The organism is Metallibacterium sp. (assembly GCF_054637675.1).
Map to the genome: position 1 here is coordinate 1 of NZ_JBTSRB010000039.1, position 21,486 is coordinate 21,486.

The following is a 21,486-nucleotide window of genomic DNA, read 5'->3' on the forward strand; positions in this document are numbered from 1 at the left end:
AAGAGATCATGGTGCGCGCGCTTGGCTTTCGCGCTCACCCGCGGATTGTCGGGGGTGACGAAGGCGATCGTCTTGCCGTCGGGGCTCCAGGCGAATTGCTCGACGCCATTGCGCGCGTCGCTGATGCGCCGGGGCGTGCCGCCAGCGGCGGCAACGGCATAGATCTGCGGCTTCTGCTTGGCGACCGTGGCGATGAAGGCGATCCTGCGGCCATCCGGCGACCAGCGCGGCATCGCAAGATCGCGCATGCCGCGCACCAGCGCCGTGGGCGCACCGCCGGCGGTGTCCACCACCATCAGGGTGTGGTCATAGCGGTCGTGCACGAAGTCGGGGCGGATCGCCACGAACGCGACGCGCGCGCCATCCGGCGAGAACTGCGGAGAGGCCAGGTTCACCAGCGACCGGTACGCCTTCAGCTCGATCGGTGCAGCGGCGGCGTGCGCACCCAGCGTAGCGAACGCCAGCAGGACGGACTGCAGGCAGGCGAGCCATCGTTTCATCGTGAAGCCCCTCCAACGGTGGCGGCGCGGCCGTGCGCGGATGCGGCGTCGGCCGCAGTGAAAAAAACCGGGCGACAGCGGCGCATCATCAACGAGATGACGGCGCATTCCAAGGGCGTCACGTCACGCTTCACCAGTCCCATCGCCCGCACCCTCCGCAGGCTCTCTGAAAGTGAATCTGACCCCGTTTTTGGTTTTTGTGATCATGACGCCTTGCGTCATATAACGAACAGCGTTATGGTTGTGTCGTGATCAGGAACTTCGCCGACAAGGAAGCGGAAAAGATCTGGGACGGAACCCCGTCGCGGCGCTTGCCCGCCGACCTGCAGACCATCACGCGCCGCAAGCTGCGCATGCTCAATAACGCCGAGAATCTGAACGATCTGCGGGTGCCACCGGCCAACCGGCTCGAAGCCCTGAAAGGCGACCGCAGAGGCCAGTACAGCATTCGTATCAACAACCAGTGGCGCATCTGCTTTCGCTGGGCGGACGGCGACGCTCACGACGTGCGGATCGTCGACTACCACTGAAATTCCGGGACTGACCATGAACAAGCTGCCCAACATCCACCCCGGCGACGTACTGCTGAAGGAGTTTCTCGAGCCGATGGCGCTCAGCCAGAATGCGCTGGCGCGCGCGACCGACGTACCACCGCGCCGCATCAACGAGATTGTTCTTGGCAAACGCGGGATCAGCGCCGACACCGCGCTGCGGCTGGCGGCGGCCTTCGGCACCAGCGAACGCTTCTGGCTGGGTCTGCAGGCCGACTACGACCTCGAAGAAGCGCGTCGCGCGCTGGGCTCCGCGGTGGCACGCATTGCGAGGGTGGCTGCGTAGCTGCGAAAAGCTCGCAGAGCGCGCTGTAGCTTGGCTACAATAATTTGCCGCAAGCCCTCTGAAATGAATCCCGTTGTCGGTAGCGCGCCCGCGATTCGAGCCTGTGCCGGGCATCAAAAGAGCAGGGCAATCCATTGCCCTTCCTGGCCGAAACTATCGCGGGCACTCCGGCAGGCTCAGCAGATTGTCTGGCTGCTCGCCGTCAGCCTCGGTCTTCAGATATTTGTTGCCGAAACGGCTGATCGCAACGAGCACGCGCACTGTGCCGCCGCCACGCTGCACGTAGAAGGAGTACCGGCCGCTCTCGATGCCCGCTATGGCATCAGTCTGGTTGAGCCACCATCGATTGCCGTCGGAATTTGTGCCGCCCACGCCGAGAATCCGTTCATGCGGGTTCGGCCGGTCTGACTTGTTGATACATTTGATTTGAATGGTCATGGTTCAGGCTCCAAGCAAAGGTACATTCACCGGATCGACCGCCGAGCCGGTTGGGGGGCAGCAAACCACGGCGCAGTCGCACGGCACGAGACGATCGCGGATCAAGATCGCGCTCAGCATGCACTTGCATGACATATTTTATGCTATAGCATACGCCGCATGAATCATAACCAAGCCTCCCAGCTCATCGCCTTGCTCCGGACCCAGCTCAACCTGAGCCAGGAGCAGCTCGCCGGCCGCCTCAACGTGGCCTACGCCACCATCAACCGCTGGGAGCTGGGCAAGTCCAAGCCGCAGAAAGCCCAGCAGGAAGCGATCCTGCAATTGATGGATGAAGCCGGCCTGGTGCCAGACGGCATCGGCGATACGCCGCCACCGCCCAGTGAAGTCAAACCCGAGCGCCGCCGCCGCGGCGTGGCGCACAGCCAGGTGCTGGGCACCAAGCCGATGGAGCAGATGCTGTGGGATGCCGCCTGCCAGATCCGCGGCGAAAAGGACGCGCCCAAGTTCAAGGACTACCTGCTGCCGCTGCTGTTCATCAAGCGCCTCTCCGACGTGTTCGACGACGAAGTGCAGCGGCTGGCCGAAACCTACGGCGAGCGCGACACCGCACTCACCGTGCTCGATGCCGACCCCAGCCTAGTGCGCTTCTACCTGCCACCGCAAACGCGCTGGCCGGTGATCAGTGGCCGCGAAACGCTTGCATGGCCCGCCGGGCAGGCACCGAAGACGTTGGGTGAGCAGCTCACCACCACCGTGCGTCTGCTGGTGAAGGCCAACCCCGATCTGGCCGGGGTGATCGACACGGTGGATTTCAACGAAACCCGCAACGGCGAGCGCGAGATGTCCGACAAGGCGCTCAAGGGCATCGTCGAAACCTTCAGCGACCCGCGCTACCGGCTGGGCCTGCACGACGTGGAGCCGGACTTTCTCGGCCGCTGCTACGAATACCTGCTGCGCAAGTTCGCCGAAGGCCAGGGCCAGAGCGCGGGTGAATTTTTCACCCCGCGCGAAGTCGGCTTTCTGATGGCCGAGATCCTGCGTCCGCGCTCCGGCGAGCAGGCCTACGACTACGCCTGCGGCAGCTTCGGCCTGCTGATCAAGCTGCAGCTGGTCTGCCGCCGGCTCGACCCGCTCAGCAGGATCCCGCTGAAGCTCTACGGCCAGGAGCTCACCGGCTCCAGCTACGCCATCGCCTGCATGAACCGCATCATCCACGACATGCAGGGCGAGGTGCTGCGCGGCGACTCCATGCGCAACCCCAAGTACCGCGACGGCGGCGCACTCAAGCGTTTCGACCTGATCATCGCCAACCCGATGTGGAACCAGAGCTTCGACCCGGCCATCTACGAGAACGATCCGTTCAACCGCTTCGAGGCCACCGGCGGCGTCACCACCGGCAAGGCGGATTGGGCATGGCTGCAGCACACCGTGGCCAGCCTCAGCGACTCCGGCCGCGCCGCCGTGGTGCTGGACACCGGCGCGGTGACCCGCGGCAGCGGCAGCAAGAACGAAGACAGGGAGCGCAACATCCGCCGCTGGTTCGTCGAGCACGACCTGATCGACGGCGTGATCCTGCTGCCCGATAACCTGTTCTACAACACCACCGCCGCCGGCATCATCGTGGTGCTGCGCAAGCACAAGCCGAAGGATCGCAAGGGGAAAATCGTGCTGGTCAACGCCAGCCGCGAATTCCGCAAGGGCAACCCCAAGAACCACCTCACCGACGACGCCGTCACCCGCATCGCCGCGGCGTATCTGAGAGGCGAGCCGCTGGACGGCCTGGTCGCCGTGATCGACAAGGCCAAGGCGGAGGAGAACGACTACAACCTGTCACCCTCGCGCTATCTGGCCAACGGCGACGCCAAGGTGATGCGCGAGATTCCCGCGATCGTGGCGGAGCTGGCGGCATTGAAGAAGGATGAGGCCAGGCTCGACAAGGAGCTGGCGAAGGTGTTGGCGCAGCTATGAGCAAGTCCAAACAGCGCGCACCCGCAGTTCCGCTTGAACCCCTCTCCCCCCGGGAGAGGGGCAGGGGTGAGGGTACGGCCGAAGCCAGGCACCTCACCAAGCCCGAACCCTCATCCGGCCCTGCGGGCCACCTTCTCCCGGAGGGAGAAGGGAAAGGCTCCCAACGGGCGGCTAGTTCCGAGCCATCGTCCTCATCCGAACGTTCCTCGTCTGGTTGGCACACAAAACGATTTGACGCATTTGCCACGCTGCAGCGTGGTTTTGATTTGCCGGTCGCGTCGAGGAAAGTTGGCACCATTCCAGTTCTTGGCTCGAATGGGATAGTTGGATGGCACGACACCGTCGGTATTCGCGGCCCGGGCGTAGTAACTGGCCGAAGCGGCAGCATCGGTGATTCCACTTTTTCCGACACCGATTATTGGCCGCTCAATACGTCACTTTATGTAAGCAACTTCCATGGAAACGTTCCAAGATTCGTCCACTATTTTCTCCAGTGGTTTGACTTGGCTCGCTTCAAGGGTGGCGTCAGCGTTCCCACCCTGAATCGCAACATGGTTCATGGAAGCGAAGTCACCGTCCCACCCAAACCAGAACAACAAAAAATCGCCGCCGTGTTGTGGAAGATGCAGCGCACCATCGCCACCCAGAATCGCCTGATCGCCGCCACCCGCGACCTCAAGCAGTCGGCCATGCAGCACCTCTTCACCCATGGCCTGCACGGCGAACCGCTCAAGGACACTGCGATCGGGCCGATGCCGGAGAGCTGGGACGTGGTCGCATTGGGCGATTTCGGTCGCATCGGCAACGGCTCAACGCCGAGGAAGACGACGCCTGAATACTGGCGCAACCCAACCACGCCTTGGCTGACCAGCGCGAAGGTGCATGACGGCATCATCCGCTCGGCCGATCAGTTCGTCAGCGATGTCGCTGTCAAGGAATGCCATCTTCCCATCGTTCCTGCCGGCAGCCTGTTGGTCGCCATCACCGGACAAGGGAAAACGCTTGGCAATACCGCGCTGGTCGAGTTTGAAACCACGATCAGCCAGCACCTGGCCTACGTGCGCTTTGATCGTAAGGACGTAGTTCCCAGCTACGTCTATCAGTACATGCGCAGCCGATACGAACAACTTCAGGGCATCGGGCGCGCTGGTGGAAGCACCAAGGCTGCGCTGACCTGCGCATTCTTGCGTGACTATCCGCTTCCTCTGCCTTCAGCGGACGAACAACACGACATCGCCGCCGCCCTCGCCACCCTCGACCGCAAGCTCGCCCACCACCAGCGCAAGCGGGCGACTCTCAACGACCTGTTCCAGACCACCCTGCACCAGATGATGACCGCGCAGATCCGCGTGGCCGATCTGGATATCGACATCTCGGACGTGGCCGATCCTGTTCGCGACGCCGGGAAGATGATCGCTGGTAGCGGGCAGAATCATTTTGTCGACGCCAACGAAATGATCGCTGACCAGTCACGAAGGCCTCGACGCTGATGCCTCGCTGCCTGTACATATTTCTGGACGAAGCCGGAGATTTCGCGTTCTCTGAAAAGGGGACGCGCTACTTCATCGTCGGCAGCATCACCGCTGAACGCCCGTTTCCCGTTTATCCCAAGCTGACGGAACTGAAGTACGACCTGGCGGAACAAGGCACCGATCTGGATTACTTCCACGCTTCCGAGAACGCCCAGGCTGTCCGGGATCAAGTGTTCGCCATCATCCAGCAACACCTGGACGGTATCCGCATCGACACCACCGTCATCGAAAAGCGCAAGACTGGTCCAGCGCTGCAGGTGCCGGAGAAGTTCTACCCGCGGATGCTTGGCTATCACCTGGAGTTCATCCTGCGCCAATACCAGCTGATGGATTTCACCAGTGTGATCGTCTACACCGATCAGATTCCGATCCAGCGAAATCGCGAAGCGGTCAAGAAAGCCGTCAAGCAAACCCTGGCGAACGCGTTGCCTCACGGCCTCACTTTCCAGGTGTTGCACCACGATTCGAAGTCGAACTTCCAGTTGCAGGTCGCGGACTACTGCACCTGGGCCGTCTATCGCAAGTGGGCGCGCGATGACGAGCGATCCTATCGACTGATTGCGCCAGCGATCCGCAGTGAATTCGATATCTTCCGAACCGGGACGCGGCTGTACTACTGACATGCGTGGAAGACAAAAAAACGACCACCCCGGCTACTCCTTTCGGAGAGAACCCAATGGGTTCTTGTCACCGGGGTGGAACCTTTTCCTTGAATTCTTGAATCAGGCTGGGCGAACCCTATCGAGCTGCAAGCAGCACCCGACCGAGCCAGATGGTGACAGCTGGGCCTGCTGATTTCAATAGTTTGGTCAAGGACTTCAGACCCAGTGTTCAGCCGGGCCGACCCATGGCAAGAAAGACGCAACCATTTGATTTGCAAGGCGCATCATGACCAAGCCCAAGCCCACCCAACCACCTACCCCGAGGCTGGCCGTCGAAGCCTCCACCGTGCAGTTCCCGCTGGTCGACTACGCCGCTGCGGCCGGCTGGGAGCGTGTGAGCGAAGCGGACGCGCTACGCAAGCGCCGCGGCGAGGGCGGCCTGTTCTTCTATGACGAACTGGAAGCGGCACTGTTGCGCCTGAACCTCGGCGTGGTGACCGCGGCCGATGTGCCCGGCATCGTGCAGCGGCTGGAAAGCCTGCCCAACACGATTGCCGGCAACCGCGAGGTGCTGGAGTGGCTGCGCGGCAAGCAGACGATCTACGTGGACGGCGAGAAGCGCCACCGCAACGTGCGGCTGATCGACTTCGACAACGTGCCGGACAGGATGTCCCAATGCCGCGAGCGCATGGATGCGCAGGAGCGGCCGCCCGGCAGCAACGTGTTCCAAGTGACCTGGGAGTGGGCGTACCGCAACGGCGCGCGCAAGGGCAACCGCGCCGATGTGATGTTCGTGATCAACGGCGTGCCGGTGGCGATCGTCGAGAACAAGAACCCCAAGTTGAAGGACGCGATGAGTAAGGCGTTGGTGCAGCTACGCCGCTACGAGCTGGAAACGCCGGAGATGCTCACCGCACCTCAGGTGTTCAACATCACCCATCTGATCGAGTACTTCTACGGCGTCACCTGGAACACCCAGCGCAAGTTCGTCTTCAACTGGAAGAACGAGAAGCCCGGGACGCACGAAGACCGGGTGCAGCACTTCTTCGACCACGCTCGCTTTCTGCGCATGCTGCGCGACTGGATCCTGTTCTACGAGCAGGACGACGAGCTACTGAAAACCATCCTGCGCCAGCACCAGACGCGCGCGGCGATCAAGGTGACCGAGCGCTGCGCCGATCCCGACAAGCGCAGCGGTCTGGTGTGGCATACGCAAGGCTCAGGCAAGACCTTCACCATGGTCACGGCGGCGCGGCTGGTGCTGGAAAACCCGCAGCGCTTTGCCGGTGCCACCGTGCTGCTGGTGGTGGACCGCAACGAGCTGGAAGGCCAGCTTTCCGGCTGGGTGGACGCCCTGCTGGGCGATTTCCAGGGCAGCGGCATCGCGGTGGAGATCGCCAACAGCAAGAAGCGGCTGAAGGCGCTGCTGAAACAGGAGTTCAGCGGCCTGATCGTCACCATGATCCACAAGTTCGACAAGCTGGACGCGAAGCTCTCCACCCGCAGCAATGTCTACGTGCTGATCGACGAGGCGCACCGCTCCACCGGCGGCGACCTGGGCAACTACCTGATGGGCGCGCTGCCCAACGCGACCCTGATCGGGTTCACCGGCACGCCAGTGGACAAGACCGTCTACGGCAAGGGCACCTTCAAGACCTTCGGCCATGAGGACGAGTCCGGTTACCTGGACAAGTATTCGATCGCCGAGTCGATCGCCGACGGCACCACGGTGCGGCTGCGCCATACGCTTGCGCCCGCCCGGGTGCTGCTGCCGGTCGAGCGGCTGGAAAAGGAGTTCTACGCGCTGGCCGAGAGCGAAGGCATCAGCGATGTCGAGGATCTCAACCGCATCCTCGATCGCGCGGTAAACCTGCGGGCGTTCCTGAAATCGGACGAACGAGTGGATGCCGTCGCCCGTTTCGTCGCGCAGCACTTTCGCGAAAACGTGGAACCGCTGGGCTACAAGGCGTTTCTGGTAGGCGTGGATCGCGAAGCCTGCGCGCTCTACAAGCAGGCGCTGGACAAGTACCTGCCGGCGGACTACTCGGTGCCGGTGTACACGCAGAATGCGGCGGACGCGATCGACTATCCGCTGGTCGCCAAATATCAGGTCGACAGCACGGTGGAAAAGCGCGTGCGCAAGCTGTTCCGCAAGCCGGAGCAGCCGCCGAATATCCTGATCGTCACCGACAAACTGCTCACCGGCTACGACGCGCCGATCCTGTATGCGATGTACCTGGACAAGCCGATGCGTGACCATGTGTTGCTGCAGGCCATTTCGCGTGTCAATCGGCCTTACGAAGATGCAGCGGGCCGGCAAAAGCCCGGCGGACTGATCGTCGACTTCATCGGCATGTTGCGTGATTTGAACAAGGCGCTGGCGTTCGACTCGCAGGACGTGTCCGGTGTGATCGAAGACTTGGATCTGTTGCTCGCGGAGTTTCGCCGCCTGCTGACCGAAGCGCAGACGCGTTATCTGGCCCCGCTCGCTGGCGGCAACGACAAGCACCTCGAGACCCTGCTGTACGAGGTGTTTCTCGCACCGGAAGCGCGCCAGGAATTCATCGACAACTACCGCCAGATCGAGAGCCTGTACGAGATCCTGTCGCCCTCTCCGGAGCTGCGCGAGCACATCGACACGTTCCGCCACTTGGCCGACCTCTACCTGATGGTGCGCAACGCCTACGGAAGCCCCACCCGCTTCTACGAAGACGTGGCGCGCAAGACCGAACAGATGGTGCGCGAGATGGCCAGCACCTATGCGCCCGTCGCCACCGGCAAGGTGGTGGAGTTCGACCTCAAGACCTTGCAAGCGCTGCGCGCCGAAGGCGATGACAACGCCACCGTGATTAACCTGGTCCGTGCGATCGAGACCGAGGCCGAGGAGAAGGCGGAACAGCAGCCTGTACTGTTCGATATTGCCCAACGCGCGGCGGCCATTCTCGATGCTCTTGAGCAACGCACGATCCACACGCAACAGGCCATCGAGCAATTGTCGCTACTGGTCGGCGAGCGAGAGCAGGCCGATGCCGAACGCGAAAAGCTTGGGCTCGATCCGGCGACCTTTGCCGTCTATTGGCAGTTGAAGAACGACCGCGTCGACGATGCGCTGGCTGCGGCACGCGAGATCATGGCTGCGGTGGCAAGGTATCCCAATTACGCAGACAACGACGACGAGAAGCGGAAGCTGAAGTCGGAGATCTACCGCAGCCTGGTCACCCGCGGCACCGATGGCACGCAGATGGTGCGCCTCGGTGATGCCGTGCTTCGCATGCTGCGACGCTGAGGGGGCACTCCGTGCACGCGGACGCATTTCGCCAGCACATTGCGCACTGGGCTTTGACGCTGAAGGTCGAACCCATGCAGATACGGGTGCAGCGGATGACCCGCAAATGGGCTTCGTGCTCTTCGGCCGGCCGCGTCACCTTCAGCCATGAACTGCTCGAACAGCCGGCATCCTTTCGGGACTTTGTGATCGTCCACGAGTTGCTGCACCTGCGCATCCGCAATCACGGCAGGCTTTTTGCCGCCACGCTAGCGATCCACCTTCCGGGCAATCCGTGGATCAAACGAGCAAGTAAGGGGACGAAGGGAGAGAATTAACTCCAGCCCTCACCGCAACCCCTTATTGATCTTCTCCAGCACCGCCGCGCCGGGGCACAGATCGCGCTCGCCCAGGGTGTTGAACGGCGCATCCACGGTGTCGAGGTGGGCGTGCAGGTCGCGCGCCTGCGGGTCGACGTAGAGCAGGCCGGTGACGACTTCGCCTTTGGCCTGGTGGGCCTGCAAATAATTCATCGCGCCGACGCGGTCGTGGGCGTCGTAGTCGGCATGCAGCTTGTGCAGGCGCAGGACGCTGCCGTCGTGCTGCTCGACCTCGACGGTGTCGCCGTCGGCGTAGTCGATGGTGATTTCCTCGCGCGACGGCATGATGTCGAGGCGGTTGACGGCCTCGTTGTGCTCGCGCACGTACTCGTAGCTCTTGGTGCTGCCGGGGTGGTTGTTGAAGGCCACGCAGGGGCTGATCACGTCGATGAAGGCGGCGCCCTTGTGCGCGATCGCGGCCTTGATCAGCGGCACCAGCTGGCGCTTGTCGCCGGAAAAGCCGCGCGCGACGAAGCTGGCGCCGAGCATCAGGGCCATGCCGACCATGTCCAGCGGGCTGTCGGTGTTGGTCACGCCCTTCTTCGATACCGAACCCTGATCGGCGGTGGCCGAGAACTGGCCCTTGGTCAGGCCGTACACGCCGTTGTTCTCGACGATGTAGGTCATGTCGACGCCGCGGCGCATGACGTGGGCGAACTGGCCCAGGCCGATCGAGGCGGAGTCGCCGTCGCCGGACACGCCGAGATACAGCAGGGTGCGGTTGGCGAGGTTGGCGCCGGTCAGCACCGAGGGCATGCGCCCGTGCACGGTATTGAAGCCGTGCGACTGGCCGAGAAAATAATCCGGCGTCTTGCTGCTGCAGCCGATGCCGGAGAGCTTGGCGACGCGGTGCGGCTCGATGTCCAGCTCCCAGCAGGCCTGGATGATCGCCGCCGAGATCGAGTCGTGACCGCAACCGGCACACAGGGTGGACACCTTGCCCTCGTAGTCGCGGCGCGTGAACCCGATGGCGTTGCAGGCCAGGGTGGGATGATGCAGCTTGGGTTTGGCGATGTAGGTCATGCGGCACCGGGGTGTGGGTGGGCGCGGGTGCGGGTGCGGGTGCGTCGAAGATGTCGCATGGCGGATGCGTCTGGGCGAAGGCGAACCCTCATCCGGCCTGCGGCCACCTTCTCCCGGTGGGAGAAGGGAAGCCAGCGCATCCGGCGTTTTGAACCCCTCTCCCGCCGGGAGACGACCAACGGAAGTCCCCAAGGGAGGGGCAGGGGTGAGGGTTCGGGTAGGCGTGAGGGTTCGGGTCGCCGCGTCAGGCTGCGCATGAATCGGCTCCCGCGACTCGCTTCTGCGTGATGTGCTTGCCGATCGCCGCGGCGATGAAGCGCGCGGTGATCGGCGTGCCGTCGTAGTGCAGCACCGGCAGCAGCTTGGCCGGGTCGATGCCGAAGGCGTCGACGATCAGGGTGCGCAGCTGGCCGTCGCGATTCTGCTCGACCACGAACACGCGTTCGTGCGCGGCGATGAACTCGCGCACCGCGTCGGGGAAGGGGTAGGCGCGCACGCGCAGGGTATCGAGGGCAATGCCGGCGGCCTGCAGCGCATCGATCGCTTCGGCCATGGCCGGGCTGGTCGAGCCGAAGAAGATGACGCCGTGCGGCGTCGGTCGCGGCGCCGCGCGCGGGATCGGCGCCGGCACCAGGCTGCGCGCGGTGTCGAATTTTTTCAGCAGGCGCTGCATGTTGTAGACGTAGTCGGGGCCGCGCTCGGAGTAGCGCGCGTAGGCGTCGCGCGAGGTGCCGCGGGTGAAGTAGCTGCCGCGGGTCGGATGCGTGGCGGGCAGGGTGCGCCAGGGAATGCCGTCGCCATCGACGTCCTTGTAGCGGCCGAAATCCTTGCCGGCCTCGAGCTCCTCCGCCGTCATCACCTTGCCGCGGTCGTAGCGGCGCGCGTCGTCCCAGGCGAACGGTGCGCACAAGCGCTGGTTCATGCCGATGTCGAGGTCGGTCATCACGAACACCGGCGTCTGCAGGCGGTCGGCCAGATCCAGCGCCGTCGCGGCGAACTCGAAACACTCGTGCGGGTCCTCGGGCAGCAGCAGCACGTGCTTGGTGTCGCCGTGCGACGCATGGGCGCAGGCCAGCAGGTCGGCCTGCTGGGTGCGTGTGGGCATGCCGGTGGACGGGCCGCCGCGCTGCACGTCGATGATGGTCACCGGGATCTCGGCGAAGTAGGCCAGGCCGATGAACTCGTTCATCAGCGAGATGCCGGGACCCGAGGTCGCGGTGAACGCGCGCGCGCCATTCCAGCCGGCGCCGACGACCATGCCGATCGAGGCGATCTCGTCCTCGGCCTGCACGATGGCGTAGCGGTTCTTGCCCGTTTCGGGATCGACGCGCAGCTTCTGGCAGTACTTCTGGAAGGCTTCCGCCAGCGAAGAGGAGGGCGTGATCGGATACCACGCGCAGACGGTGGCGCCGCCGTAGACGCAGCCCAGCGCCGCGGCGCTGTTGCCGTCGATGAAGATGCGCCCGCCCACGGCGTCGACGGCGCGCACGCCGAGCCCGATCGCCGGCAGGCTCTGCGTCGCGTAGTCGTGGCCGAGGTGCAGCGCGTGCACGTTCGCGTCGAGCAGCTTTTCCTTGCCCTTGTACTGCTGCGCGATCAGCGCCTCGATCGCGCCGAGGTCGATGTGCAGCAGCGCGGCCAGCGCGCCGACGTACATGATGTTCTTGAACAATTGGCGCTGGCGCGGATCGTCGTAGGTGCGGTTGCAGATCTCGGTCAGCGGCATGCCGAGCACGCTGATGTCGGCGCGGAACTTCGACGCCGGCAGCGGCCGCGTGCTGTCGTAGAACAGATAGCCGCCGGGCTCGATCTCGGCGAGGTCGGCGTCCCAGGTCTGCGGGTTCATCGCCACCATCAGGTCGACGCCGCCGCGCCGGCCGAGATGGCCGGCCTCGGTGACGCGCACCTCGTACCAGGTCGGCAGGCCCTGGATGTTGGAGGGGAAGATGTTGCGCGGGCTGACCGGCACGCCCATGCGCAGGATCGACTTGGCGAACAGCTCGTTGGCCGAGGCCGAACCGGAGCCGTTGACGTTGGCGAACTTGACCACGAAGTCGTTGACGGCCTCGATCGGCTTCATGCGTGGGCTCCGGGGATGCGACCAGCTTGCCAGGATCGATGCCCCTCATTCTTTGCGGCAAACCCCTCTCCCAATGGGAGAGGGGAAGGGGTGAGGGTTCGGTTCTTGCGCGACCGGGTCCGGCACGCGGATGAGGCAAGGCACGAGCGAACCCTCACCCGGCCTGCGGCCACCCTCTCCCGGGGGGAGAGGGTTTCCATTCGAGCGCTCACGCGGCCTCCCTTTTCACGGCCTTGCCGTGGCAACCGGGGCCCGCGTGGGTCATCTCGATCAGGAACTTCTGCATGTCCCAGGCACCGGTCGGACAGCGCTCGGCGCACAGGCCGCAGTGCAGGCAGACGTCTTCGTCCTTGACCATGACGCGGCCGGTCTTGAGCGCGTCGGACACGTACAGATCCTGCGTCAGGTTCAGCGCCGGTGCTTGCAGGCGCGGTCGCAGTTCGGCCTCGTCGCCGTTGGCGGTGAAGCTGATGCAGTCCATCGGGCAGATGTCGACGCAGGCGTCGCACTCGATGCACAGGTTCCTGGCGAACACCGTCTGCACGTCGCAGTTGAGGCAGCGCTGCGCCTCCTGCCAGGCGCTGGCCACATCGAAGCCCAGTTCCACCTCGACCTTGATGCTCTTGAGCGCTTTCTCGGCGGCCGCCCATGGCACCTTGTGGCGCTCCTCGGGCGAGATGTCGTTGTCGTAGCTCCACTCGTGGATGCCCATCTTCTGCGAGGTCATGCGCAGCAGCGGATCGGGCCGCTCGCGGATGTCCTCGCCGTTGAGCAGCTTGTCGATCGAGATCGCCGCGTCGTGGCCGTGGGCGACGGCCCAGATGATGTTCTTCGGCCCGAACGCGGCGTCGCCGCCGAAGAACACGTTGGGGATCGTCGACTGCAGCGTGACCTTGTCCAGCACCGGCAGGCCGTGGCGGTCGAAGTCGAGGCCGAGATCGCGCTCGATCCACGGAAACGCGTTCTCCTGGCCGACCGCGATCAGCACCGCGTCGCAGTCGAAGCGCTGTTCGGGCTCGCCAGTGGGCACCAGCGTGCGCCGTCCCTGCGCGTCGCGTTCGGCGCGCACGCTCTGGAAGCGCATGCCGGTGAGCCGGCCGTCTTCATGCTCGAAGGCGACCGGAACGAGGTAGTTGAGGATCGGAATGCCCTCGTGCTGGGCGTCTTCCTTCTCCCACGGCGAGGCCTTCATCTCCTCGAAGCCGGAGCGCACGATCACCTTGACGTCCTCGCCGCCGAGGCGGCGCGCCGAGCGGCAGCAGTCCATCGCGGTATTGCCGCCGCCGAGCACGATCACGCGCTTGCCGATCGTGTCGACGTGGCCGAACGACACCGAGGCCAGCCAGTCGATGCCGATATGGATGTGCGCCGCGGCCTCGCGCCGGCCGGGCAGGTCGAGGTCGCGCCCGCGCGGTGCACCGCAGCCGACGAACACGGCATCAAAACCTTCGGCCAGCAGGGCCTTGAGCGAATCGACGCGCTGGCCGCCGCGGAAGTCGACGCCGAGGTCGAGGATGTAGCCGACTTCCTCGTCGATCACCGCTTCGGGCAGGCGGAAGCGCGGCACCTGGGTGCGCATGAAGCCGCCACCCTTGGCATCGCTGTCGAACACGGTGACGTGGTAGCCCAGCGGGACGAGATCGCGCGCCACGGTCAGCGACGCCGGGCCGGCGCCGATGCAGGCCATGCGCCGGCCGTTGGGCTTGCCGGGTTTGGGCAGGCGGCCGCGGATGTCGTCCTTGTGGTCGGCGGCGACGCGCTTGAGCCGACAGATCGCCACGGGTTCGGGCCGGCTCTTGTCAGGCACGCAACCGTTGTTCTCCTCGACGCGGCCGCGGCGGCAGGCCGGCTCGCAGGGGCGATCGCAGGTACGCCCGAGGATGCCCGGGAACACGTTCGACTCCCAGTTGACCATGTAGGCATCGCTGTAGCGCCCGGCGGCGATCAGGCGGATGTATTCGGGCACCGGAGTGTGGGCCGGGCAGGCCCACTGGCAATCGACGACCTTGTGAAAATACTCGGGCTTGCGGATATCGGTGGGCTGCACCGCGTACCTCCTGCCGGAAGCAATGTCACGCCCGCCAGGCAATCTGCTGCGGGCGACCCGAATCAAGTCGCGCGCAGTCTAGTCCTTCGGCGAGGCGCCGCAAGCGGCGATCGCTGATGTACTGGCCCCAGGCCGCCGCGATTGCTTGAACTGTGCGCGCTGCGGCAATTCGCGGACCGGCGATGACGCCGCGGTCTGGCGCAGCACGCCCGTCGCGCATCGCGCAGCAGGTGACGCTGCACGACCGCTGTGCCAGCATGCGCGCCCGTTCTGCAAGGCATCACGACCGGCATGCGCGTCAACAAGCACATCAGCGACAGCGGTCGGTGTTCGCGGCGCGAGGCCGACGCGCTGATCGCGCAGGGGCGGGTGACGATCAACGGCGAGACCGCGGGTATCGGCGCCGTGGTCGTCGCGGGCGATGTGGTGTGCGTGGATGGCGTGGTGTCGCGCCCGCGCGCGGCGCGCGGCGCGGCGGCGCGCAAGCATGTGTACATCGCGTTGAACAAGCCGGTCGGCATCACCTGCACCACCGAGCACGCGGTCAAGGGCAATATCATCGATTTCGTCGACCATGCCGAGCGCATCTTTCCCATCGGGCGGCTGGACAAGGATTCGGAGGGGCTGATCCTGCTGACCAGCAATGGCGATATCGTCAACGAGATCCTGCGCGCCGAGAACGCGCACGAGAAGGAATACCTGGTTGGCGTCAACCGTCCGGTGACGCGCGAGTTCCTGGCCGGCATGGCGCGCGGCGTGCGCGTGCACGGGCAGATGACGCGGCCGTGCAAGACGCGGCGCATCGCCAAGTTCGGTTTCGCCATCGTGCTGACGCAGGGCCTCAACCGGCAGATCCGGCTGATGGCCGAGGCGTTCGATTACCGCGTCACCCAGTTGCGCCGCGTGCGCATCGTCAACATCAAGCTGGGCGCGCTGCGCGTGGGGCAGTGGCGCAACCTCACCGACGCCGAGTTGCGCGGGCTGCTGCCGCAGCGCGGCGCGTGGTGATCGGCGCGCGCTACGACATCGATGCGATCATGGCGCATGACTGACTTCGTCACGCTGCCGTTGAGCCCAGCCCTGCTGCAGAGTCTTGCGGCCATGGGCTATGCGCAGATGACGCCGGTGCAGGCGGCCAGCCTGCCGCCGATCCTGGCGGGTCAGGACGTGATCGCGCAGGCGCGCACCGGCAGCGGCAAGACCGCGGCCTTCGGGCTGGGTTTGTTGGCGCGGCTGGACGTGGCGCAAAACCGCGTGCAGGGTCTGGTGCTGTGCCCCACGCGCGAGCTGGCCGATCAGGTCAGCAAGGAAATCCGGCGTCTGGCCAGCGCCATGCCCAACATCAAGGTGCTGACGCTCAGCGGCGGCATCGCGCTGGGGCCGCAATTGGCTTCGCTGGCGGCGCACGATCCGCACCTCGTCGTGGGCACGCCTGGTCGCGTGCAGGAGCTGCTGCGCAAACGCAGCCTGCACTTGTCATCGCTGCGCGTGCTGGTGCTGGACGAGGCCGACCGCATGCTCGACATGGGCTTCACCGAGGCCATCACCGAGATCATCGGCAAGACCCCGCCGCAGCGCCAGACGCTACTGTTATCGGCGACCTGGCCAGAGGCGATCCGCGCCATCAGCGCCAGCATCCAGCGCGATCCGATCACCGTGACCGTGGACAGCGCCACCGCGCAGCACGACATCGAGCAGCGTTTTTTCGAGGTGGAACCGGCGCAGAAAATGGACGCGCTGGCACATCTGCTGCGCGCTTATCAGCCCGAATCGGCGCTGGTGTTCTGCAACACGCGCCGCGATACGCGCGAGGTGGCCGAGGCGCTCGACCAACGCGGATTCTCCGCGTTGGCGCTGCACGGCGAGATGGAACAGCGCGACCGCGACGAGGTGCTGGTGCAGTTCGCCAACCGCAGTTGCGCGGTGCTGGTGGCCACCGATGTTGCCGCGCGCGGGCTGGACGTGCGCGAGCTGGCCGCGGTGATCAGTTGGGAGCTGCCCAGCGACCCGGATGTGCACGTGCACCGTATCGGCCGCACCGGACGTGCCGGCGCGAAGGGCTTGGCGTTGAGCCTGTGCACGCCGCGCGAGCGTGCGCGCGCCAGCGCCATCGAGGCGAGGCAGGGTGCGCCGCTGGCTTGGCACACGTTGAAACCCGCGGGCGGCTCCGGCAAGCAGTTGGCGCTGGCGCCGATGGCCACGGTGTGCATCGACGGCGGACGCAAGGACAAGATGCGCCCCGGCGACATCCTCGGCGCGCTCACCGGCGATGCCGGTCTGGCGGCGGATGACGTCGGCAAGATCGATGTGTTCGCCACCCGCGCCTACGTCGCCATCCGCCGCAACCGTGCCGACAAGGCCGTGGAGCGCCTGCGCGCCGGCACCATCAAGGGCCGCCGCTACCGCGTGCGCCGGATCGGCGGCTAGTTTCACGTCGCAACAAGCGCCGGCGTGCCGGTTGCGCGGCAAGCCCTCCGTGGCTCGTGGAAGGTCCGAGCCTGTCCGGCGCGGAACCATTGCCGAAAAATGCTTTCTGACTCTTTGTGTTTTGTGAGTCGCACTGACCGCGCCCTTTGCGCGGTCCACGAATGATGAGAGGAAAGTTTTCATGATCCGCGCGCAACTGATCCGACGGTCTTTCGCTGCTGCCTGTGCCCTCTCGCTGCTGACCGTGGGTGCGGTGAACACAGCCCGCGCCGCGTCCACGGCAGCGGAGACCGTGTACGTCCACGTCGATGCCCAGGCACCGGGGACGGTCTTTCCGCATTTCTGGGAGCAGATGTTTGGCTCCGGCCGCGCGGTGCTCGCCCTGCGCAGCGATTACCGCCGCGATATCACCATGGTCAAGCAGGCCACGGGCTTCACCTACGTGCGGGCACATGGCATCTTCGACCGCGGCGTCGGCCTGTTCCACCTCGACAAGCAGGGCAAGCCGGTCTACAACTTCTCCTACGTCGACCAGATCTACGACGGCTTGCTGGCGCGCGGCGTGAAGCCGTTCGTGGAGCTGAGTTTCATGCCGCCCGATCTGGCCTCCAACCCCAAGGATCTGTTTGCATTCTGGTATCACCCGAACGTCTCGCCGCCGAAGAGCTACGCGTTGTGGGACGGCATGATCAAGGCCTTCGCCCGGCATCTGATCAAGCGCTATGGCATCGATGAGGTCGCCACCTGGTACTTCGAGGTGTGGAATGAGCCCAATCTGCGCTTCTGGGGCGGCAAGCCCGCGCAGGCGACCTACTTCAAGCTTTACGACAACACCGCCCGGGCCTTGAAATCGGTCAGTCCGCGGCTGCGCGTCGGCGGCCCGGCCACGGCCCAGGCGGCATGGGTGCCGGCATTCCTCGCGCACACCTGGAAGGATCGGGTTCCGGTGGATTTCGTCAGCACGCACGTCTATGGCGACGACACCGCGCAAAACGTGTTCCATGTCGATGAGCACATCCCGCGCAGGGACATGGTCTGCCGCGCGGTGGACGCGGTGCACAAACAGATCGAAGCCTCGCCGTATCCCCGCTTGCCGCTAATCGTGAGCGAGTACAACGCCACCTATCGCAATCTTCCGAATGTGACCGATTCGGCCTACATGGGCCCGTGGCTGGCCAACACGATTCGTCAGTGCGCCGGCAAGGTCGACATGATGAGCTACTGGGCCTTCTCCGACGTGTTCGAGGAGCAGGGGGTGGTCAAGACTCCCTTCTACGGCGGCTACGGACTGATCGCCGAGGATCGCATCCCCAAGCCGGCCTTCAATGCGTTTGCCCTGCTGCACAAGCTGGGCCACACGCGCCTCCCCGTCGACAGCCATATGGCTCTGGCCACCCGCCGCAAGGACGGCAGCGTGGTCCTCGCCCTGTGGAATTACGCGCCGCCGGTGGGCACCACGGCGAGCTATACCTTCGGCAAGCCCCAGGGCGCCAGCAAGCAGTTCATCGTGAAGGTCTCGCATCTGGCCGCCGGCGATCACGCCACCGTGTGGCGGTTGGGTCGCCACCACGGCGATGTGATCAGAACCTTCAACGCCATGGGCCGTCCGGCATATCCCAGCCGCGAGCAGATCAAGGTGTTGCGTCAGGCCGCCAAGTTGGCGGCACCGCGGCAGCAGGCCGTGCACGACGGTATGTTGCGTGTCGACATTCCTCCCCAGGGCCTCGTGGTGGTGGTGCTGCACTGACAGAGACGTGCGTCGAAAGCGGGTTGGGGTGACTTGCAAAAACAGGTGTCACCCATTCCGCCGGGCGTGTCTTCGCCGCCGCCGGCCCATTACTCCGCGAGCTCGGCCGCTGCCATCCAACAGCGATTGCCGCCGAGCTTCTTGGCGCGGTACATGGCGTGGTCGGCGGCGCGCACCAGCGCCTGTCCCGCGTCAGCGTGCTCGGGGTAGGTGGCGACGCCGACGCTGGCCATGGTCGACACGCGGTGCTCATCCAGCGCAAACGGCTGTTGCAGGGCGGCGCGGATTTTCTCGGCCACGAGCAGCGCGTGCGACGGCTGCTTGATGCCGGTCAGCAGTACCACGAACTCGTCGCCGCCCATGCGCCCGACGGTGTCGGATTCACGCACGCAACCGCTGATGCGCCGCGCCACCTCGTGCAGCAGGCGGTCGCCGGCGCCATGGCCGAGCGTGTCGTTGATCGGCTTGAAATGATCGAGATCGATGTAAAGCACGGCCAGCCGTTCACTGTCGCGGTGTGCGCGGGTCAGTGCCACCTGCAGGCGATCGTCGAACAGCTTGCGGTTGGGGAGATGCGTGAGCGCGTCGTGCTGGGCGATGTGGCGCAGGCGGGTTTCGGTCTGCTTGCGTTCGATGGCGGCGGCGACCTGGGCGGACACGAACTGCAGCAACTGCTTGTCCTTCTCGGTGTAGCGCGTGTCGCCCGAGTAACTCTGCACCACCAGCGCACCGAGCGTGCCGCTTTGCGCGATCAGCGGCACCCCGAGCCAGTCCAGCGATGCAGCACCGGTGCCGAGCGTGCCGTTCTCGCGCAGGGTAGTCGTGCCATCTGAAGTCAGCAGCAGCGCCTTGCCGCTGTGGATGACCTCGGCGCTGAGCGAGCCTGAAGCCAGCTTCATCGGCGCCGGCGCGCTGTCGTGCTCGTCGACGAAATAGGGAAAGCTCAGTGTGTCGTGCTCGGTGTCATGCAGCGCGACGAAGAAATTGTGCGCCGGCAGCAACCCGCCAATGATCGCGTGGATGCTGCGGAACAGGGCGAGCAGATCGGCGGCGGTATGCGCGGCCTCGGAGATGGCCAGCAGCGCGGCCTGCACCGATTCGGTGCGCTTGTGCTCGGTGATGTCGTGCGCCACGGCGATGCGCAGACCATCGGCCTCGGACCAGCGCGCCGACCACATGATGTGCGCCACGTGGCCGTCCTTGCGCACGTAGCGGTTTTCGAAGTGCGGGTTGGGCGTGCCGGCCATGATCGCGGCGGCCGCGGCGAGGGTGCGCGCGCGGTCGTCGGGATGCACCAGCTCGATCATTCGGCTGCCGACCAATTCCTCGGGGGCATAGCCGAAGATGCGCTGGCAGGCCGCGCTGATGTACACGAAGCGGCCTTCGACGTCGACCAGACACACCGCATCCAGCAGCAGGTCGAGCACATTTTCAAGGCGGGCGGGCGGGGTCGACATAAATCCTCATGCGGTCAAGGCGATCCGAGCATAGATCGACAGCGCAGCGCATTCCGAATCATGTCGCGCGGCCATTCGGGGCCATGTTCGAGTCGCGGCAAGCCTGGGTGCGCTCGCTGTCCAGCAGCGCCATCTGCGCGGGCGCGTAGCGGGTGCCGGCGATGGCGTCCCTGGGTACGGCGCGGGCCAGCGCGGCGAGCGTGTCGGCATCGAGCCGGCGCCCCCGCGCGCTCAGCGCCTCCTGCAGTTGCGCGCGGCGGCGCGCGCCGATCAGCGGCACGATGTCCGCGCCCTGCGTCGCCACCCAGGCGATGGCGAGCTGCGCCACGCTCAGCCCTTGCGTGGCGGCAAGGGTGCGCAAGGTCTCGACCAGCGCCAAGTTGCGTTCGACATTGCCCGGCTGGAAGCGTGGGCTGTGCGCGCGAAAATCGCCGGCGCGCATGGCCTGCGGCTGCCAGTGGCCGCTGATCAAGCCGCGCGACAGCACGCCATAGGCGGTGATGCCGATGCCGAGTTCGCGGCAGGTGGGCAGGATCGCGTCCTCGATGCCGCGCGAAATCAGCGAATACTCGATCTGCAAATCGCAAATCGGATGCACGGCGGCGGCGCGGCGCAGGGTGTCCGCGCCCACCTCCGACAGGCCGATGTGGCGCACGTAGCCGGCCTTGACCATCTCGGCCATGGCGCCGATGGTGTCCTCGATGGGCACCTGCGGGTCGAGCCGCGCGGGCCGGTAGATGTCGATGCAATCCACGCCCAGGCGTTGCAGCGAGTAGGCGAGGAAATTCTTCATCGCCGCGGGGCGGGTGTCGGTGCCCGACCAGCCGCTGGCCGGGTCGCGCAGCGCGCCAAACTTCACGCTCAGCACCACGCGCTCGCGCGCGCGGCCGCGCAGCGCCTCGCGGATCAACAGCTCGTTGTGGCCCGAACCATAGAAATCGCCGGTATCCAGCAGGGTGATACCGGCCTCCAGCGCGGCGTGAATCGTGGCGATGCACTCGGCGCGATCGGATGGCCCGTACATGCCCGACATGCTCATGCAGCCGAGTCCGAAGCTGGATACGTGCGGGCCGTTGTGGCCAAGACGGATAGTGGGCATGGGCATGCTCCCGAGCGGCGACGATGCATGCATTATCGGTCTTGTGACCGTGGGTGACGGGTGCGGGTGCGGGTGCGGTGC

17 protein-coding genes are annotated in these 21,486 nt (G+C 65.3%); 10 read left to right on the plus strand and 7 right to left on the minus strand.

Translation table 11 applies throughout. The annotated features are described in order from the left end of the window. Positions 1-500, minus strand: a 500-nt coding sequence (locus ACYDAT_RS11515; RefSeq protein ID WP_461450234.1) for a TolB family protein, incomplete at its 3' end; no start/stop codon positions are given. A gap of 248 nt (positions 501-748) precedes the next feature. Here ACYDAT_RS11515 and ACYDAT_RS11520 point away from each other — a divergent pair. Both ACYDAT_RS11520 and ACYDAT_RS11525 read left to right on the plus strand, forming a co-directional pair. Beyond that, the gene (locus tag ACYDAT_RS11520; protein WP_461450236.1) at positions 749-1,030 is read left to right on the plus strand and encodes a type II toxin-antitoxin system RelE/ParE family toxin; all 282 of its coding nucleotides are present in this window, start codon (positions 749-751) and stop codon (positions 1,028-1,030) included. A 16-nt stretch (positions 1,031-1,046) separates the two neighbouring features. Continuing rightward, the gene (locus ACYDAT_RS11525; protein ID WP_461450238.1) at positions 1,047-1,337 is read left to right on the plus strand and encodes a HigA family addiction module antitoxin; all 291 of its coding nucleotides are present in this window, start codon (positions 1,047-1,049) and stop codon (positions 1,335-1,337) included. A gap of 153 nt (positions 1,338-1,490) precedes the next feature. Here ACYDAT_RS11525 and ACYDAT_RS11530 read toward each other — a convergent pair whose 3' ends face one another. Next, positions 1,491-1,775, minus strand: coding sequence for a DUF3892 domain-containing protein (locus ACYDAT_RS11530; protein ID WP_461450240.1), 285 nt, complete (start codon positions 1,773-1,775; stop codon positions 1,491-1,493). Between the two features lie 159 nt (positions 1,776-1,934). On the opposite strand from ACYDAT_RS11530, the gene ACYDAT_RS11535 reads away from it, so the two are divergent. The 5 genes from ACYDAT_RS11535 (at position 1,935) to ACYDAT_RS11555 (ending at position 9,483) form a co-directional block, all read left to right on the plus strand. Continuing rightward, complete coding sequence (locus ACYDAT_RS11535) at positions 1,935-3,746, plus strand: N-6 DNA methylase (protein WP_461450241.1); 1,812 nt, start codon at positions 1,935-1,937, stop codon at positions 3,744-3,746. Continuing rightward, positions 3,743-5,236 carry a restriction endonuclease subunit S gene (locus ACYDAT_RS11540; protein ID WP_461450243.1) on the plus strand — a complete coding sequence of 498 codons (1,494 nt, stop codon included), beginning with the start codon at positions 3,743-3,745 and terminating at the stop codon, positions 5,234-5,236. Before ACYDAT_RS11535 ends, ACYDAT_RS11540 begins: the two co-directional genes overlap by 4 nt. Further along, on the plus strand, positions 5,236-5,898 hold the full coding sequence (locus ACYDAT_RS11545; protein ID WP_461450245.1) for a DUF3800 domain-containing protein: 663 nt from the start codon (positions 5,236-5,238) through the stop codon (positions 5,896-5,898). The genes ACYDAT_RS11540 and ACYDAT_RS11545 overlap by 1 nt, the downstream gene beginning before the upstream one ends. A gap of 268 nt (positions 5,899-6,166) precedes the next feature. Further along, positions 6,167-9,166, plus strand: coding sequence for a type I restriction endonuclease subunit R (locus tag ACYDAT_RS11550; RefSeq protein ID WP_461450247.1), 3,000 nt, complete (start codon positions 6,167-6,169; stop codon positions 9,164-9,166). Positions 9,167-9,177: 11 nt separating this feature from the next. Next, entirely contained in the window at positions 9,178-9,483 is a 306-nt protein-coding gene (locus tag ACYDAT_RS11555; RefSeq protein ID WP_461450249.1) for a M48 metallopeptidase family protein, read from the plus strand. A 9-nt stretch (positions 9,484-9,492) separates the two neighbouring features. Here the strand turns inward: ACYDAT_RS11555 and ACYDAT_RS11560 are convergent, their stop codons facing one another. From ACYDAT_RS11560 to ACYDAT_RS11570, 3 genes are all read right to left on the minus strand, one after another. After that, positions 9,493-10,548, minus strand: coding sequence for a 2-oxoacid:ferredoxin oxidoreductase subunit beta (locus ACYDAT_RS11560; RefSeq protein WP_461450251.1), 1,056 nt, complete (start codon positions 10,546-10,548; stop codon positions 9,493-9,495). A 244-nt stretch (positions 10,549-10,792) separates the two neighbouring features. Next, the gene (locus ACYDAT_RS11565; protein WP_461450253.1) at positions 10,793-12,628 is read right to left on the minus strand and encodes a 2-oxoacid:acceptor oxidoreductase subunit alpha; all 1,836 of its coding nucleotides are present in this window, start codon (positions 12,626-12,628) and stop codon (positions 10,793-10,795) included. Positions 12,629-12,836: 208 nt separating this feature from the next. Beyond that, entirely contained in the window at positions 12,837-14,675 is a 1,839-nt protein-coding gene (locus ACYDAT_RS11570; protein WP_461450255.1) for an FAD-dependent oxidoreductase, read from the minus strand. Between the two features lie 291 nt (positions 14,676-14,966). On the opposite strand from ACYDAT_RS11570, the gene ACYDAT_RS11575 reads away from it, so the two are divergent. The 3 genes from ACYDAT_RS11575 to ACYDAT_RS11585 all read left to right on the plus strand — a co-directional run bounded on the left by ACYDAT_RS11575 (position 14,967) and on the right by ACYDAT_RS11585 (position 18,849). Further along, complete coding sequence (locus tag ACYDAT_RS11575) at positions 14,967-15,683, plus strand: pseudouridine synthase (protein ID WP_461450257.1); 717 nt, start codon at positions 14,967-14,969, stop codon at positions 15,681-15,683. A 36-nt stretch (positions 15,684-15,719) separates the two neighbouring features. Next, complete coding sequence (gene dbpA / locus ACYDAT_RS11580) at positions 15,720-17,102, plus strand: ATP-dependent RNA helicase DbpA (protein ID WP_461439974.1); 1,383 nt, start codon at positions 15,720-15,722, stop codon at positions 17,100-17,102. Positions 17,103-17,283: 181 nt separating this feature from the next. Further along, complete coding sequence (locus tag ACYDAT_RS11585; RefSeq protein ID WP_461439973.1) at positions 17,284-18,849, plus strand: GH39 family glycosyl hydrolase; 1,566 nt, start codon at positions 17,284-17,286, stop codon at positions 18,847-18,849. A gap of 89 nt (positions 18,850-18,938) precedes the next feature. On the opposite strand, the gene ACYDAT_RS11590 is transcribed toward ACYDAT_RS11585, so the two are convergent. Together ACYDAT_RS11590 and ACYDAT_RS11595 are read right to left on the minus strand one after the other, a co-directional pair. Then, entirely contained in the window at positions 18,939-20,306 is a 1,368-nt protein-coding gene (locus ACYDAT_RS11590) for a diguanylate cyclase domain-containing protein (RefSeq protein ID WP_461450259.1), read from the minus strand. 58 nt (positions 20,307-20,364) lie between these two features. After that, positions 20,365-21,405 (minus strand): aldo/keto reductase, encoded by a 1,041-nt coding sequence (locus ACYDAT_RS11595; protein ID WP_461439971.1) that lies wholly within the window; start codon positions 21,403-21,405, stop codon positions 20,365-20,367. Positions 21,406-21,486 lie beyond the last annotated feature (81 nt).